Source organism: Mycobacterium sp. 1245111.1 (genome assembly GCF_001673405.1).
In the GTDB taxonomy this organism is placed as follows: domain Bacteria; phylum Actinomycetota; class Actinomycetes; order Mycobacteriales; family Mycobacteriaceae; genus Mycobacterium.
This window is the reverse complement of the sequence record NZ_LZLV01000002.1, coordinates 17648-32578: the sequence shown is the minus strand read 5'-3', so window position 1 is coordinate 32578 and position 14931 is coordinate 17648. Positions and strand designations below refer to the sequence as shown.

Sequence of the window (14931 nt, the reverse complement as noted above, 5' to 3'; positions counted from 1 at the left end):
CATAGACGGGTGAATTCGACCGTCGACCTTCCCATCGAGCAGCTGCCAGCACTGCCGCCGCTGCCGACGGACTTGCGGGCCCGGCTGGACGCCGCGCTGGCCAAGCCCGCCGCCCAGCAGCCGAGCTGGACCCGTGAGCAGGTCGAGCCATGGCGAACGGTGCTGGAGAGCGTGCCGCCGGTGACGGTGGCGTCGGAGATCGTGCGGCTGCAGGACATGCTGGCCCAGGTCGCCCGCGGCGAGGCGTTTCTGCTGCAGGGCGGCGACTGCGCGGAGACGTTCGTCGACAACACCGAGCCGCACATCAAGGGCAACATCCGCACGCTGTTGCAGATGGCGGTGGTGCTGACCTACGGCGCCAGCATGCCGGTGCTCAAGGTGGCCCGCATCGCCGGCCAGTACGCCAAGCCGCGTTCCGCCGACACCGACGCGCTGGGGCTGCGGTCCTACCGCGGCGACATGGTCAACGGATTCGCCCCCGACGCCGACGCGCGCGAACACGACCCGTCGAGGCTCGTGCGCGCCTACGCCAACGCCGCGGCCGCGATGAACCTCGTGCGGGCGCTGACCTCGTCGGGCCTGGCGTCGTTGCACCTGGTCCACGACTGGAACCGCGAATTCGTCCGCACTTCGCCGGCCGGCGCCCGTTACGAGGCGCTGGCCTCCGAAATCGACCGCGGCCTGAAGTTCATGAGCGCCTGCGGGGTGGCCGACACCAACCTGCAGACCGCCGAAATCTACTCCAGCCACGAGGCATTGGTGCTCGACTACGAGCGGGCGATGCTGCGGCTGTCCACGGAAGAGGACGGCGAGCCCCAGCTGTACGACATGTCGGCGCACTACCTCTGGATCGGTGACCGCACCCGGCAACTCGACGGTGCGCACATCGCGTTTGCCGAGGTGGTGGCCAACCCGATCGGCGTCAAGATCGGTCCGTCGAGCACGCCGGATCAGGTTGTCGAGTACGTCGAGCGTCTCGACCCGCACAACAAGGCGGGCCGACTCACCCTGGTGAGCCGGATGGGCAACAACAAGGTGCGCGACCTGTTGCCGCCGATCATCGAAAAGGTCCAGGCGACAGGGCATCAGGTGATCTGGCAGTGCGACCCTATGCACGGCAATACCCACGAGTCGTCGACCGGTTACAAGACCCGGCACTTCGACCGGATCGTCGACGAGGTGCAGGGCTTCTTCGAGGTGCACCGCGCGCTGGGCACCTACCCGGGCGGTATCCACGTCGAGATCACCGGCGAGAATGTCACCGAGTGTCTCGGTGGTGCGCAAGACATTTCGGACACCGACCTCAGCGGACGCTACGAAACCGCCTGCGACCCACGGCTGAACACCCAGCAGTCGCTGGAGCTGGCGTTCCTGGTCGCGGAGATGCTGCGCGACTAAGTGGCGACCCGCTTCGCCCGGCTCCGCCGCGCTCGCGATCGCCACGGCGACTAAGTGGCGACCCGCTTCGCCCGGCTCCGCCGCGCTCGCGATCGCCACGGCGACTAGAGCAGCCCGGCCACGTTGCTGCCGACGGTCCAGGCGGCGGCGGCGGCCATCCCGGTAATCGACAACACAACCGCGATCCAGATCAACATCATGCGTCGGGATCGCTCGCGCTCGAAGGCGAATTCAATCAGGTCGATACCGGCGAATCGCCTTGCCGCATCCCGGGATTCGGCGGGCTGGCGTTGCGGCTCGCGGGTCAGCTCGCGGGTCGGCCGGTGCACCGGCGGACGCGCGGCCGTCGGCTGACGCAGACCTGCGGTGCGGTTCTGGTCGGCGGTGTCCTGGCTGCGGTGCGCCGCGGCCGAGCGGTGTTGCGCCGAGTTGCGTGGCGTGGGCACCCGGAAGTGGGGTAGCTGCAATGCGTCGGCGATCGCATCCAATTCGGTGCCCATTTCCTGGGCGTCGGCGTAGCGATCGGCGGGGCCGCGCGCGGTGGCGCGCTCGATCAGTTCGTCGAATTGTGTGGGCACTCCGCTGATCACGCTGCTTGGCGGCGGCACGTCGGTGTCCAGCCGCTGATAGGCGACCGATAATGAGGTGTCGCCGGAGAACGGCGTTTGGCCGGTCAGTAGCTCGTAGGCGACGATCCCCACCGCGTAGACATCGCTGCGTGGGCTGGCGTTTCCATCTTTGACCTGCTCCGGGGAGAGGTAGGCCGCAGTGCCGAGAATGACGCTGGTGGACGTGATTCCGGCCTCGGCGACCGCGCGCACCAACCCGAAGTCGACGATCTTGACGTCGCCCTCGTCGGAGATCAACACGTTCTCGGGTTTGACGTCGCGGTGCACCAGACCGGCGCGATGCGCGGCGGCCAGCCCGCCCAGCACCGGGCGCAGCACCGCGGCGACCGCGTGCGGCGGCATCGGCCCGCGCTCGGTCAGAAGTTCGCGCAGCGTACCGCCCTCGACGAGCTCCATCACCAGGAACGGGTGCCGGGCGTCCAGGCCCTGGTCGTAGACAGCCACCAGTCCGGGATCCTTCAGCCGGGCCACGCTGCGGGCCTCCAGCTGGAATCGGGTCAGGAACTGCTCATCGCCGGCGTAGCGGGAGTCCATCACCTTCAGCGCGACCGGGCGGTCCAGTCGGGTATCGAGGCCGCGGTACACCGTCGAGGTGCCGCCGGTAGCGATCTTGGTCGCGACGCGGTAGCGCCCGTCGAGCAAGGTGCCCTCGAGGTCGCCGCTTGCCGCTGCAGTCACGCGCCCATCGTAGGCGGCGTCCGACGCTGCGCCGGAAACCTTTACGCCGCGAGCCTGCCCTAGCGGTGTGAGCCGCCGTACACTACGTCGGGTGAGCAGGATTCCGGCCGGGGAGGATGTTCTCGACCCTGACGAACCGACCTACGATCTTCGCAATGTCGCCGATTTGCTGGGCGTCGCGGTAACCAAAGTTCAGCAGCATCTGAAGGAAGGTCACCTGGTCGCGGTGCGGCGCGCGGGTGACGTGGTGATCCCGCAGCTGTTCTTCACCAGCAGCGGCGAAGTGGTCAAGAGCCTGCCCGGTCTGCTGATGGTCCTCCGCGACGGCGGCTACCAGGACACCGAGATCGTCCGCTGGCTGTTCACCCCCGATCCGTCGCTGACCGTGACGCGGGACGGGTCGCGCGACGCACTCAGCAACGCCCGACCGATCGACGCGCTACACGCTCACCAGGCGCGCGAAGTGCTGCGCCGGGCGCAAGCTATGGCGTACTGACCTCCGCCGGTTCGGGCCGGTCCAGGATGCGCCAGACGAACAGCGCGATCGCCGTCGCCAGCAGGACATGTGGCCACGAGTACATCCCATGGGCCCCATCGGGTTTGAAGATGACCATGATCCACGTCGAGAACGCCGCGATCGACGCGACCGAGCGGCGTGACTGGGCGAGCGGGGCCACCACCGTCAGCGGCCAGGAGTAGTACCAGGGCAGGGCGGCGGGCGCGAACAACACCACGACGAGCATCACCCATGCGATGCCGGTGAGTGCCTCGCGGTCGTCGTGGCGGAACCGCCACCACAACAGCGGCAGTGCGATCGCGATGATCGCGATCCCGATCGCGCGGGTAACCTGCAGCGTCCCATAGAAACTCACCGAGAAGAACAGCCCGCCCACAGCGTGAACCAAGTTCGCGGCCGCCGTCGGAATGCTCAGCCAGTTGATGATCTTCACCGAGCCGGCCAACGCGGTCAGCCAGCCGAGTCCCACTCCGGCCGCCCCGGACAGCACGGCGAACACCGCGACGACAATCAGCACCGACGCGAGCGATGCCATCGAAAACGCGAGCAGCGGCCGGTATTCGCGACGATCGCGCAGATGACGCATCCACACCCAGGCCATGAACGGCAGGGCGAGCCCGGCGGTTGCTTTGACCGCCATCCCCACCGCGATCACGGCGATGCCGGCGACGTGGCGTCGCTCGAAGGTCAGCGCGATGCCCGCGGCCATCAGGCCCACCATCAACATCTCGTTGTGGACCCCACCCATCAGGTGGATGATCACCAGCGGGTTGAGCACGCAGATCCACAGCGCGATGGGCACATTCGCGCCGATGTGGCGGGCGATCCGCGGAGTCGCCCACACCAGCAGCGCCAGCCCGGGCAGCATGCACAACCGCAGCAGCATCGTTCCGGCGATCACATGATTGCCCACCAGCATCGTCACCAGCCGGGCGATCATGATGAACGCCGGGCCGTAGGGCGCGGTGGTGATGGTCCAGATCGGACTGACGTTGTCCAGCAGGGGATTCGGGTTGTCGATCGGCCCGACGGCGTAAGGATCCAGCCCGTCGCGCAGCAGTGCGCCCTGGGCGAGATAGGAGTAGGTGTCGCGGCTGAACAGCGGCACCGACAGCAGCAGCGGCGCCAGCCAGAATGCGGCGCTGGCGATCATGGCGTATTCGCTTGCGTTACCGGCCAATGCGCGGCGGCCGAGCCACAGCCACGCGCTCAGCATCAACGTCACGCCGATCCACAGCAGAATGGACGACAGCACCAGGCCGTGCCCGTAGCGCAGCCACGACAGATGCAACGTCTCCAGCAGCGGGTCGTGCTGTTTGGTGCTTCCCGAGCCCAGCCCGCCGGTCGTGATGAGCACTGCGCCAAGGAAGCCCAGCAGCGCGGGCCGACCCTCGGCGGCGGTGGCGAACACTCGTAGTCGCGAAAGCTGTTGGGGTGCAGGGGTAGCCGCGTCAGAGGCCGGGGCGGACGTCGGAATGGACATGGGTGTCAGGCCGATCGGTTCGCGGCCAGGTCGGCGAGATCGGCGAGGCCGACCTTGGCCGCCGCGTGGATGGGTGCGTCGGCGATCAAATCCAGCGCGCGACGGGTCAGCGTGGCGATCTGCTCCTCCACGCTGGCCAGCGCACCGACCCGCTCGATCACGTCGCACAGCTCGCGCGCCTGGGTGTCGCTCAAATCAGTGCCCACCGCGGCGCGTAACAGCTTGGCGGCGGCCGGATCTGACGCGTCGGCCAGCTCCAATGCGGTCGCCAGCAGCACGGTTCGCTTGCCGGAGCGCAGGTCGTCGCCGGACGGCTTGCCGGTCACGGCCGGATCGCCGAACACGCCCAGCACGTCGTCGCGTAGCTGAAACGCCACACCCAGTCGATCGCCGACCTCGTGAAAAAGCGCGTGGACGTCCGGCCGATCGGCCGCTGCGGCAGCCCCCAACTGCAGCGGCCGCGACACCGTGTACGACGCGGTCTTGTAGGTGTTGACGGCCATCGCCGATGCGATCGACTCCGCGGCGCCTGCCTCGGCCACGATGTCGAGGTACTGGCCCGCGAGGACCTCGGTGCGAATATCGGCCCATACCTGGCGCACTCGATCGCGGGCAGCGGCCGGCAGTTCGACGCCGGCGACGATGTCGTCTGCCCACGCCAGCGCAAGATCCCCGAGCAGGATCGCCGCCGACATCCCGAACTGCTCGGCCGATCCACGCCAGCCCCGGTCGCGATGCACGTCGGCGAACTGGATGTGCGTGGTCGGTCGCCCGCGTCGCGTCGCCGAACTGTCGATCACGTCGTCGTGCACCAACGCCGAGGCGTGCAGCAGCTCCAGCGCGGCGAACAACAGCAGCGCCCGCTCATCGGCGTCGTCGTGGGAGACCGCCCGCCAGCCCCAGTACGCGAAGACCGGGCGCAGCCGCTTGCCTCCGCCGAGGACGAAATCCTGCAGGCCGGCCGTCAGCGCATCGAACCCCGCTCCGATGTGGGCGGACTCGGCTCGACGCTGGCGCAGATACCCGCGCAGCCGGTCGGTGACGGCGTCGGCCAGCTCGACGGTTGCCGCTGCTCCTGCGCTCAGCGCGACACCTCTTCCCGGTCCCTGGTGATCATGGCTCGCCAAGTCTATTCGGCGCGGCGTTGTGCAGCGGGTTTTGCCTGCCTCGGGTTGGCCCGGCGGAGCGATGGATGGACGTCACTATGCTGTCGTGCAGCACGGTGCCGGGTGGCCTGCTGCGGCGGGGGACTAGTCGTTGAATGAGGAGCAGCTCGTTGACTTTGAACACCATCGCGCTTGAGCTGGTACCGCCGAACCTGGAAAGCGGCACCGAGAAGGCTCTCGAAGACGCTCACAAAGTGGTGCAGCTGGCGACGAAATGTGGGATCGACGGCCAGATCGGCCACGTGATGATGCCCGGGTTGATCGAAGAAGACGACGACCGCCCGATCGAGATGAAGCCCAAGCTGGATGTGCTCGACTTCTGGTCGACGATCAGGCCCGAGCTGCCCGGGGTGCGCGGATTGTGCAGTCAGGTCACGGCTTTCATGGACGAGCCGACCCTGCGCCAGCGGCTCGGCGCCTTGGTCGGCGCCGGGATCGACGGCATCGTGTTCGTCGGTGTGCCGCGCACGATGGCCGACGGCGAGGGCTCCGGCGTGGCGCCGACCGACGCTCTGTCGATTTATCAAGGGCTGGTGGACAATCGGGGTGTCATCCTCATTCCGACCCGCGAAGGCGAAACGGGCCGGCTGAATTTCAAGTGCGAGCAAGGTGCGACCTTCGCGCAGACGCAGTTGCTGTATTCCGATGCGATCGTGGGCTTTTTGACCGACTTCGCCAAGAAGACCGACCATCGCCCAGAGGTCCTGCTGGGGTTCGGGTTCGTGCCGAAGCTCGAAGAGAAGATCGGCTTCATCAACTGGCTGATCCAGGATCCGGGAAATCCCGCCGTCGCCGAGGAACAAGCGTTCGTCACCAAGCTGGCGAATACCGAACCGGTGCAACGGCGGGCGCTTCTGCTCGATCTGTACAAGCGGGTGATCGATGGCGTCGCCGAATTGGGCTATCCGCTGAGCATCCATCTGGAAGCCACCTACGGCAATTCCGCGCCGGCGTTCGAGACGTTCGCCGAAATGCTGGATTACTGGTCACCGACCCGCTAATCGGGTCAGCTCGACGGCGGGTCGCTCGGCTCGCCGATCTTCGGCGACTGGTCGCGGGTGTACCAGGCCAGGCCTGCTACGGCGGCGGCGACCACCAGCGATGCCAACGCCAGCCACATCGCCGCACCCTGGAATGAGCGGGTGCTCGGGTCGGTGTAGCGGGCCTGCGCGATAAGCATGCTGACCACGCCGGGCTTGAGTTTCCACTGCACGGTCTGGTCGTCGACGCGATCGCCGTTGGTCGAGGTCACCGATCCTGGGAACGCGACGGAGATCTCCACGTCGGCATCGGGATCGTTCAGCGACGTCAGGTCGGCGCGTCCCTCGAGGATCACCAGGTCGCCGGCTCTGCGCAGCGACAGGTTTACTCCCTGCGCGTCGGAGTTCATCCGCGCCAGCTCCGGCAATTCGGCGAAGGTCAGGTCGGCGAAGGTGGCTTGCGATCCCACGTAGCCGTCGCGGTCGTACTTGGACACCGCGACTTTCTGGCCGAACGCCAGATTGGGATCCAGCTGCGGACCATTGTCTTTTTCGTTGCGTGGCTTAGACGCCGCGATGATGTCGCCGGATACCAGATCCTCGGGGGAGATGGTGATCGACGCCTTGATTCGCACGCACCCGGCCAGCATCGGGATCACCAGCAGCAGCAACGCCCATGCCGTCAGGCGGCGGCCCGCCGGCCGTGCCATCAAACCCCGGGACGAGAGCTGTATACCGCTGGCGCGCACCAGGTCATCGTGCCAGACCGCGACGGAGCCGGTGCCACTACAGCGGCAGCTGGCGACCCAGAATCGCGAATGCCCGTGGGTCGCCGGTGAAGTGGTAGCCGCGGATCACGTCGTTGAAGCCCAGTCGCCGATACAGCCGCCAGGCTCGATTGGCTTCGCCGTTGGTCTCCGGCGTCGAGAGCAAGACGTTGGCTTCGCCGCGTTCGGATAGCAGCCGACGGGCCAGCGCTTCGCCGAGGCCGCGCCCCTGCGCCCGGGGCGCGATGTGTAGCTCGGTCAGCTCGAAATAGCTGGCCATCAACTTGGCGATCTCGGGGTCGGGGTAGCCGCTGCGCTGCAGTCCCGCGACGACCTGCTGCTGCCACCACTGGTCGGGGGCGCCACAGTAGCCGTACGCCACGCCGAGCAGGGGTGCGTTGCTCAGTTGCTCCGACGAGGGCTCGGTTCCGGCTGGGGTGTCGACTTCGACCGCCGCCACGGCCTGCCAGCCGCGCCGGCGGGTGTGTTCGAGCCACATCGCGGCGCGCTGATTCTCGGTGCCGGGCGGATAGCGCATGGCGTCGACGTAGACGCCCAAGGCCTCAGAAAGCCTCCGCTGCATGTCCTGCGGCGGCAGGTTGATGAGGAATGTCACCAACGTGCGGTCCCCTCCTCAGTCGTCCAGTGCGGTGGGCCATCCCATTATCGGGCGCGGCGCCGGCGCATGGCTCGCCGACCGTCGCGATTACAATCAGCGAGCGAAGCGGTGGTAACGCGCAGATTGACCTCGTATCATTCTTATTAGTTGTCCCCGCAGCGAGGGCAAGCGTGCTATCGGTATTAACGTGACAGGATTTCGGCAAGGAGGGACGAATGCCACTCTCCGATCATGAGCAGCGGATGCTCGACCAGATCGAGAGCGCTCTCTATGCCGAGGACCCTAAGTTCGCCTCGAGCGTCCGCGGTGGCGGATTGCGCGCGCCGACGGCGCGGCGACGCCTGCAGGGTGCGGCGTTGTTTGTGCTCGGGCTGGCGATGCTGGTTTCCGGTGTGGCGTTTAAGGCCACCATGATCGGAACGTTCCCGGTCCTGTCCGTGCTCGGTTTTATCGTGATGTTCGGTGGTGTGGTGTTTGCCATCACCGGACCTCGGCTTGCCGGCCGGGGCGAGCGTCCCGGAGCCGCAGCCGCGTCGCGTCAGCGCCGCAGCAAGGGCGCCGGTGGATCGTTCACCAGCCGCATGGAAGACCGGTTTCGCCGCCGCTTCGAGGAGTAGCGGGCGGGACGCGTAAAGGGCAGCCTCCTGGCTGCCCTTTTTTGTGCCCCACCGACGGCGGCTTGGCGGTCTGAGCGGCGCGCCATCACCCACTACGCCCCACCGCGGCTCGAAATACCAGGTCGCGGCTATTTTTGTCGGGCCTTCTAGGCGCGGACCTCGCTTCCTGTGGTCGCTGTGGTGGCCAAGAACCTGCAGAAACGACACCAATAGGTGACATTCGTGCCGTTAAATGGAGCGAAGTGGGGGATTGTGGGGTATCGTGGCGGAAGTCGAAAGGCATGGAGGTAGCCAGATGTTTCTCGGCACCTACACGCCAAAACTCGACGACAAAGGGCGACTCACGTTGCCCGCCAAGTTCCGCGACGCGCTGGCAGGGGGGTTGATGGTCACCAAGAGTCAGGACCACAGCCTCGCCGTCTACCCGCGAGCCGCGTTCGAGGAACTCGCCCGCAAAGCCAGTCAGACGTCGCGCAGTAATCCTGAGGCGCGGGCGTTCCTGCGCAACCTGGCCGCCGGCACCGACGAACAACACCCTGACGCCCAAGGCCGGATCACGTTGTCGGCCGACCATCGTCGCTACGCGAGCCTTTCCAAAGACTGCGTCGTCATCGGATCGATTGACTACCTGGAGATCTGGGACGCCGCGGCCTGGCAGCAGTACCAACAAGCCCACGAAGAGAACTTCTCCGCAGCCAGCGATGAAGCACTCGGCGACATTATCTGAGGCGCGTGCCCGTGCAACGTGGCCCCTGTCCGAACCGACCCTGACGTACTTCCCCAACGCCAGGTTCGTGCCATCGGACAGGGACCTCGATGCACCGGCCAGCCCTGCCGCCCAACACTTCTCACGCCGGGAGAGCGCTCTCATGCCTGACGCCACGGGTGGGTTCGGTCATGTGCCCGTATTGCTCGACCGCTGCTTCGAACTGCTGCTTCCGGCGCTGACCCGCCACCACACCGACGGATCGGGCGCGGTACTTCTCGACGGCACGCTCGGCGCCGGTGGGCACGCCGAGCGCTTTCTCACCGAGTTGCCCGGGCTACGCCTGATAGGTGTGGACCGCGATCCGACCGCTCTGGACATTGCCCGCGACCGGTTGTCCCGATTCGCCGACCGGCTCACCCTGGTGCAAACCCGGTACGACGGTATCGAGTACGCGTTGGCCGAATCGGGCTATGCACCAACCGAATCCGTCGACGGCATGCTCTTCGATCTCGGTGTCTCGTCGATGCAACTCGACCGGGCCGAGCGGGGTTTCTCCTACGCGCAAGACGCGCCGCTGGACATGCGGATGGACCCCACGTCGCCGCTGACCGCCGCCGAGATCGTGAACACCTACGACGAGGCCGCGCTGAGCGACATCCTGCGGCGCTACGGCGACGAGAAGTTGGCCCGTCGCATTGCGGCACACATCGTCCGCCGACGCGCCCGCTCGCCGTTCGTCTCGACCGCTGAGCTGGTCGAGGTTATCTACCAAGCGGTTCCGGCACCGGCACGTCGCACCGGGGGACACCCCGCGAAGCGGACGTTCCAGGCGTTGCGCATCGAGGTCAACGGTGAGCTGGACGCATTGCGGGACATGTTGCCCGCCGCGCTCGACGCGCTGGCCGTCGACGGGCGGATCGTGGTGATGGCTTATCAGTCGCTGGAAGACCGGATCGTCAAACGCACTTTCGCCGAGGCGACCACCTCGAGCACGCCGTCGGGTCTGCCGGTCGAATTGCCTGGGCATGCACCGCAATTCAGGCTGCTGACGCGTGGCGCTGAACGTGCCGGCCACATCGAAGTCGAACAGAATCCGCGCAGTGCCGCGGTGCGATTGCGTGCCATCGAACGGGTGCAATCGAAATCAGACGCAGCGAGGAAGGGAGGCTCATGAAAGCCAAGGGCCCAGCGCAACCGCAGCGCGCCGGCGAACGGCGTCGCGGCCCGGCCAAGGCTTCCCGGGTAGCCGACCCGGCCCCGGCTCGTCGTGGCCGCCCGCGCCGCGGAAAGCCCACCGCGCCTGCCCGCGAACCGCGGACCTCACAGACCACGCCGGTCGCCCGGCCGGTAGAACGACCGTCTCGCGCGAAGAGCGCCACCCAGGCCAAGGCTCGCGCCAAGGCCCGGAAAGCCAAGGCGCCAAAGGTTGTTCGCCCTCCACTGCGCGAGCGCCTCATCGACCGGTTGGCTTCGATCGACCTGCGACCCCGCACGTTGGCGGCCAAGGTCCCCTTCGTCGTGTTCGTCATCGGCTCGCTCGGCGCCGGGCTCGGTCTCACCCTCTGGCTGTCCACCGACGCCGCTGAGCGGTCTTACCAGCTCGGTAGTGCCCGCCAGCGCACCGAGTTGCTACAGCAGGAAAAGGAAGCGCTCGAGCGCGACGTGCAGCAGGCGCAGTCCGCGCCGGCGCTGGCCGAGGCGGCTCGCGGGCTGGGCATGATTCCGACCCGCGATACCGCGCATCTGGTGCAGGATCCCGCCGGCAACTGGGTGGTGGTCGGCACCCCGAAACCGGCGCAGGGTGTTCCGCCGCCACCGCTGAACAGCAAGCTGCCCGAAGATAAGCCGGTGGCGCCGCCGCAAGCCAACGCGGTCGAGGTGCCGGCGCTGGTGTCGCCCGGGAACGGTGTGCCGCCGGTCCCGCTGGCGCCTGGCCCTGACGCGATGGTCCGCACGCCCGACGGCGCGACGACCTTGGGTACCCAGCACCTGCCGTCGCCGGACGGTCCGCTTCCGATGCCCGGTGCGGGGCCGGCGGCGGTGCCCGGGATGCCGGTACCGGGAGTGCCGCTGGCACCCGGAACGCAGCCGCTGCCGAGCGCACCGGCGGCTCCGGTGGTCCCCGTTGCGCCCGCGCCGGCGGTTGGGCCAGCGCCTGTCGTCGCGCCAGCACCCGCGGTCGCGCCCGTGCTGCCACCGCCCACCGCAGCCGCCGTGCCCGCGCCGCTGCCGCCGCCCGCCGCGTCGTCGCCCGCCGATCTGCCGGGCATGCCACACCACCCAGGTCCCGCCGGGCCACTCGTGGGTGAGCAGTTCGGCCCGCTGACGGTGACAACTCCCGGGCCCGGCCGATGAAGCGGCCGGCCCAGTCCCGCAAGCCACTTCGAGTCAAGCCCGGCCCAGCTGACCGTTCGGCGCGCGCACGCCGCACCCGCCAGGCGACGGAGATCGGAAGCCGCGGCGCGTCATTCGTCTTCCGGCACCGGGTCGGCAACGGCGTCATCTTTCTCGCGCTGCTGATCGCCGGCGCCCAGCTGTTCTACCTGCAGGTGCCCAAGGCGGCGGGTCTGCGCGCCGAGGCCGCCGGGCAACTCAAAGTAACCGACGTCGAAAAAGCCGTTCGCGGAAGCATCGTCGACCGCAACAACAACCAACTGGCGTTCACGATCGAGGCCCGCGCGTTGACCTTTCAACCCAAGCGCATTCTCAAGCAGCTGACCGAGGCCAAGCAGAAAAACGCGAAAGCGCCTGACCCGCAACGGCGGTTGAACGAGATCGCCAACGACGTGGCGGTCCGGCTGAACAACAAGCCGGACAAAGCCACCATTCTGAAGAAGCTGCGCAGCGACGAGTCGTTCGTCTACCTGGCCCGCGCGGTCGATCCTGCCATCGCCACCACGATCACCCGGAAGTTCCCCGAGGTCGGTGCCGAACGTCAAGACCTACGCCAATATCCGGGCGGATCGCTGGCGGCCAACGTCGTCGGCGGAATTGACTGGGACGGGCACGGTTTGCTCGGCCTGGAAGATGCCATGGACGCCGAGCTCGCCGGCACCGACGGCTCGGTCACCTATGACCGCGGCTCCGACGGCGTGGTGATCCCCGGCAGCTACCGCAACCAGCACCGGGCGGTCAACGGCGCGACGATCCAGCTGACCATCGACGACGACATCCAGTTCCACGTCCAGCAGCAGGTGCAGCAGGCCAAGAACGTGTCGGGCGCCCGCAACGTCTCCGCGGTCGTGATGGACGCCAAGACCGGCGAAGTGCTGGCCATGGCCAACGACAACACCTTTGACCCGTCGCAGGATATCGGGCGCCAGGGCAACAAACAGCTGGGTAACCCGGCGGTGTCCTCACCGTTCGAGCCCGGTTCGGTGAACAAGGTCATCACCGCCGCGTCGGTGATCGAGTACGGCCTGTCCAATCCCGACGAGGTGCTGCAGGTACCGGGCTCGATCAACATGGGCGGGGTCACAGTGCACGATGCCTGGGAGCACGGCGTCGCGCCCTACACGACAACTGGTGTATTCGGTAAGTCGTCGAACGTCGGAACCCTGATGCTGGCGCAACGCGTTGGGCCGCAACGGTATTACGACATGGTCGAGAAGTTCGGGCTGGGTCAGCGCACCGGGGTCGGACTGCCGGGTGAGAGCGCGGGGCTGGTGCCGCCGATTGGGCAATGGTCGGGTAGCTCGTTCTCCAACTTGCCGATCGGGCAAGGTCTTTCGATGACCTTGGTGCAGATGGCCGGCATGTACCAAACGATCGCCAACGACGGGGTGCGGGTTCCTCCACGGATCGTCAAATCCACCGTCAGCGCCGACGGGTCGCGCACCGAAGAGCCGCGCCCCGAAGGAGTTCGGGTGGTGTCGCCGGAGACCGCGCGCACGGTGCGCAACATGCTGCGTGCGGTGGTGCAGCGCGACCCGAGGGGTGTACAGCAGGGGACCGGGCCGGCGGCCGCGGTTGACGGCTATCAGATCGCCGGTAAGACCGGCACCGCGCAGCAGATCAACCCGGCGTGCGGTTGCTATTACGACAACGTCTACTGGATCACCTTCGCGGGCATGGCAACCGCGGACGATCCGCGCTATGTCATCGGAATCATGATGGACAACCCGTCGCGTAACTCCGACGGAACGCCGGGCCACTCGGCCGCCCCGCTGTTCCACGACATTGCGGGCTGGTTGCTCCAGCGCGGCAATGTGCCGCTCTCACCCGATCCCGGCCCACCGTTGTTGTTGCAGGCCAGCTGATTTCAACTGGTGCTGTACGCCCAATAGTCATACGCACCAGGCGTCGGGCACAGGTTGTGATATGCGGCCAGCACGAAATTGGCCGCCTCCGGGGTAGTGACCCCGGGATGGTCGTGCACCAGGCCCGCGGCCACCGCGGTGCCCTCGACGCGTCCATTCCACAGCTTCCAGCACACGTCGTAGCCGTCGGCCAGCATTGCCGGATCCGATCCGGTGACTCCGCCCGCGCGCGCGGCCGCCAAAAAGCCCGGGACGGTGGCAGGCGGTGCCGCGACAGCGCCGGCTGTCGAGACCGGGTCGGCACCGGCCGGCGCGGCCAGGCCGAGGGCGAGCGCCGCGCCGGCTATACCGATGAGAACTCTTGGGATCATGGTGGACTCCTGTTCGTCAGACGACGAATCGTGTTTGTGTAGAACGTATTTCGCTAGCAGCGACCGATAGGTGACGTGCATAACCACCGCCGTTGATTCGCGTCGTCAAACCAACCGTTCAGCCGGTAACTACCTTGGTGTCAAGGCCTTTGGTTGGTATCCGGCACGGGGTCGTGCCGGGTGAGCGCCTCGTTGTTGTTGGGAGCCAGCTGATTTAGCTGGTGCTATAAGCCCAGTAGTCGTACTCGCCGGGCGCCGGGCACAGGTTGTGGTACGCGGCCAGCACGAAATTGGCGGCTTCGGCGATGGTGACCCCTGGGTGGTCCCGAGAGATGCCGGCGGCTACGTCAGTGCCTTGGGCGTGCGCATCCCACAGTTGGAAGCACACGTTGTTGCCGTCTTCCACCATCGCCGGATCCGTCCCGGTGACGCCCGCCGCGCGTGCGGCGGCCAGGAAGGCCGGGGTCGACGGATTTGGCGGCGGCGCCGGGGTGGCGACGCCCACGAGGTCAGGATTTGGCGGCGCCGGGTCGGCACCGGCCGGCGCGGCCAGCCCGATGGAGATCGCGGCTCCTGCAGCACCGATGAGGACTTTTGCGATCACGAGTAGCTCCGTTCACTCGGCGTTCATCGTGAGTATAACTGTAATTCATAGCATGGATGCCTAAACTTAAGGTTCTCTGTGGGCGTGTTGGGGTTCTTGCCGACCGCACCGCGACGCCACCGAAAAACTTTCCT

The 14931-nt window shown here is 67.2% G+C and carries 15 protein-coding genes and 1 pseudogene; 8 read left to right on the top strand and 8 right to left on the bottom strand.

Annotated elements, in window-relative coordinates; genetic code table 11:
* Positions 1 to 9 precede the first annotated feature (9 nt).
* Positions 10 to 1398, top strand: a complete 1389-nt coding sequence (locus A5658_RS00670; RefSeq protein WP_067329631.1) for a class II 3-deoxy-7-phosphoheptulonate synthase — start codon at positions 10 to 12, stop codon at positions 1396 to 1398.
* Here A5658_RS00670 and A5658_RS29230 read toward each other — a convergent pair.
* A pseudogene (locus A5658_RS29230) lies at positions 1399 to 1500 on the bottom strand (2-isopropylmalate synthase); the annotation flags it as partial.
* Between the two features lie 2 nt (positions 1501 to 1502).
* Positions 1503 to 2705, bottom strand: coding sequence for a protein kinase (locus A5658_RS00665; protein WP_067329627.1), 1203 nt, complete (start codon positions 2703 to 2705; stop codon positions 1503 to 1505).
* A 91-nt stretch (positions 2706 to 2796) separates the two neighbouring features.
* On the opposite strand from A5658_RS00665, the gene A5658_RS00660 reads away from it, so the two are divergent.
* Entirely contained in the window at positions 2797 to 3201 is a 405-nt protein-coding gene (locus tag A5658_RS00660; protein WP_067329624.1) for an Rv2175c family DNA-binding protein, read from the top strand.
* On the opposite strand, the gene A5658_RS00655 is transcribed toward A5658_RS00660, so the two are convergent.
* Positions 3188 to 4705, bottom strand: a complete 1518-nt coding sequence (locus tag A5658_RS00655) for an alpha-(1->6)-mannopyranosyltransferase A (RefSeq protein WP_067329621.1) — start codon at positions 4703 to 4705, stop codon at positions 3188 to 3190. The genes A5658_RS00660 and A5658_RS00655 overlap by 14 nt on opposite strands.
* Positions 4706 to 4710: 5 nt before the next feature.
* On the bottom strand, positions 4711 to 5760 hold the full coding sequence (gene idsA2, locus A5658_RS00650) for a bifunctional (2E,6E)-farnesyl/geranyl diphosphate synthase (protein ID WP_156751184.1): 1050 nt from the start codon (positions 5758 to 5760) through the stop codon (positions 4711 to 4713).
* A 221-nt stretch (positions 5761 to 5981) separates the two neighbouring features.
* Between idsA2 and A5658_RS00645 the strand changes: the two genes are divergently transcribed.
* The gene (locus A5658_RS00645; protein WP_067329689.1) at positions 5982 to 6872 is read left to right on the top strand and encodes a mycobacterial-type methylenetetrahydrofolate reductase; all 891 of its coding nucleotides are present in this window, start codon (positions 5982 to 5984) and stop codon (positions 6870 to 6872) included.
* A 5-nt stretch (positions 6873 to 6877) separates the two neighbouring features.
* Here the strand turns inward: A5658_RS00645 and A5658_RS00640 are convergent, their stop codons facing one another.
* Positions 6878 to 7561 (bottom strand): DUF3153 domain-containing protein, encoded by a 684-nt coding sequence (locus tag A5658_RS00640; protein WP_067329618.1) that lies wholly within the window; start codon positions 7559 to 7561, stop codon positions 6878 to 6880.
* Between the two features lie 76 nt (positions 7562 to 7637).
* Positions 7638 to 8237, bottom strand: coding sequence for an N-acetyltransferase (locus A5658_RS00635; protein ID WP_067329615.1), 600 nt, complete (start codon positions 8235 to 8237; stop codon positions 7638 to 7640).
* A gap of 215 nt (positions 8238 to 8452) precedes the next feature.
* Between A5658_RS00635 and A5658_RS00630 the strand changes: the two genes are divergently transcribed.
* The 5 genes from A5658_RS00630 to A5658_RS00610 all read left to right on the top strand — a co-directional run bounded on the left by A5658_RS00630 (position 8453) and on the right by A5658_RS00610 (position 13822).
* Complete coding sequence (locus A5658_RS00630) at positions 8453 to 8854, top strand: DUF3040 domain-containing protein (RefSeq protein ID WP_067329612.1); 402 nt, start codon at positions 8453 to 8455, stop codon at positions 8852 to 8854.
* Between the two features lie 295 nt (positions 8855 to 9149).
* Positions 9150 to 9581 (top strand): division/cell wall cluster transcriptional repressor MraZ, encoded by a 432-nt coding sequence (gene mraZ / locus A5658_RS00625; RefSeq protein WP_067329609.1) that lies wholly within the window; start codon positions 9150 to 9152, stop codon positions 9579 to 9581.
* A 142-nt stretch (positions 9582 to 9723) separates the two neighbouring features.
* On the top strand, positions 9724 to 10737 hold the full coding sequence (rsmH, locus tag A5658_RS00620) for a 16S rRNA (cytosine(1402)-N(4))-methyltransferase RsmH (RefSeq protein ID WP_067329605.1): 1014 nt from the start codon (positions 9724 to 9726) through the stop codon (positions 10735 to 10737).
* A complete protein-coding gene (locus A5658_RS00615) occupies positions 10734 to 11918 on the top strand; it encodes a hypothetical protein (protein ID WP_067329601.1) in 1185 nt (394 codons plus the stop codon). Before rsmH ends, A5658_RS00615 begins: the two co-directional genes overlap by 4 nt.
* Positions 11915 to 13822 carry a penicillin-binding protein 2 gene (locus tag A5658_RS00610; protein ID WP_067329598.1) on the top strand — a complete coding sequence of 636 codons (1908 nt, stop codon included), beginning with the start codon at positions 11915 to 11917 and terminating at the stop codon, positions 13820 to 13822. The genes A5658_RS00615 and A5658_RS00610 overlap by 4 nt, the downstream gene beginning before the upstream one ends.
* Positions 13823 to 13824: 2 nt before the next feature.
* Here A5658_RS00610 and A5658_RS00605 read toward each other — a convergent pair whose 3' ends face one another.
* A complete protein-coding gene (locus A5658_RS00605) occupies positions 13825 to 14193 on the bottom strand; it encodes a DUF732 domain-containing protein (protein ID WP_197503000.1) in 369 nt (122 codons plus the stop codon).
* Between the two features lie 214 nt (positions 14194 to 14407).
* Complete coding sequence (locus A5658_RS00600) at positions 14408 to 14797, bottom strand: DUF732 domain-containing protein (RefSeq protein ID WP_067329591.1); 390 nt, start codon at positions 14795 to 14797, stop codon at positions 14408 to 14410.
* Between the last annotated feature and the right edge of the window lie 134 nt (positions 14798 to 14931).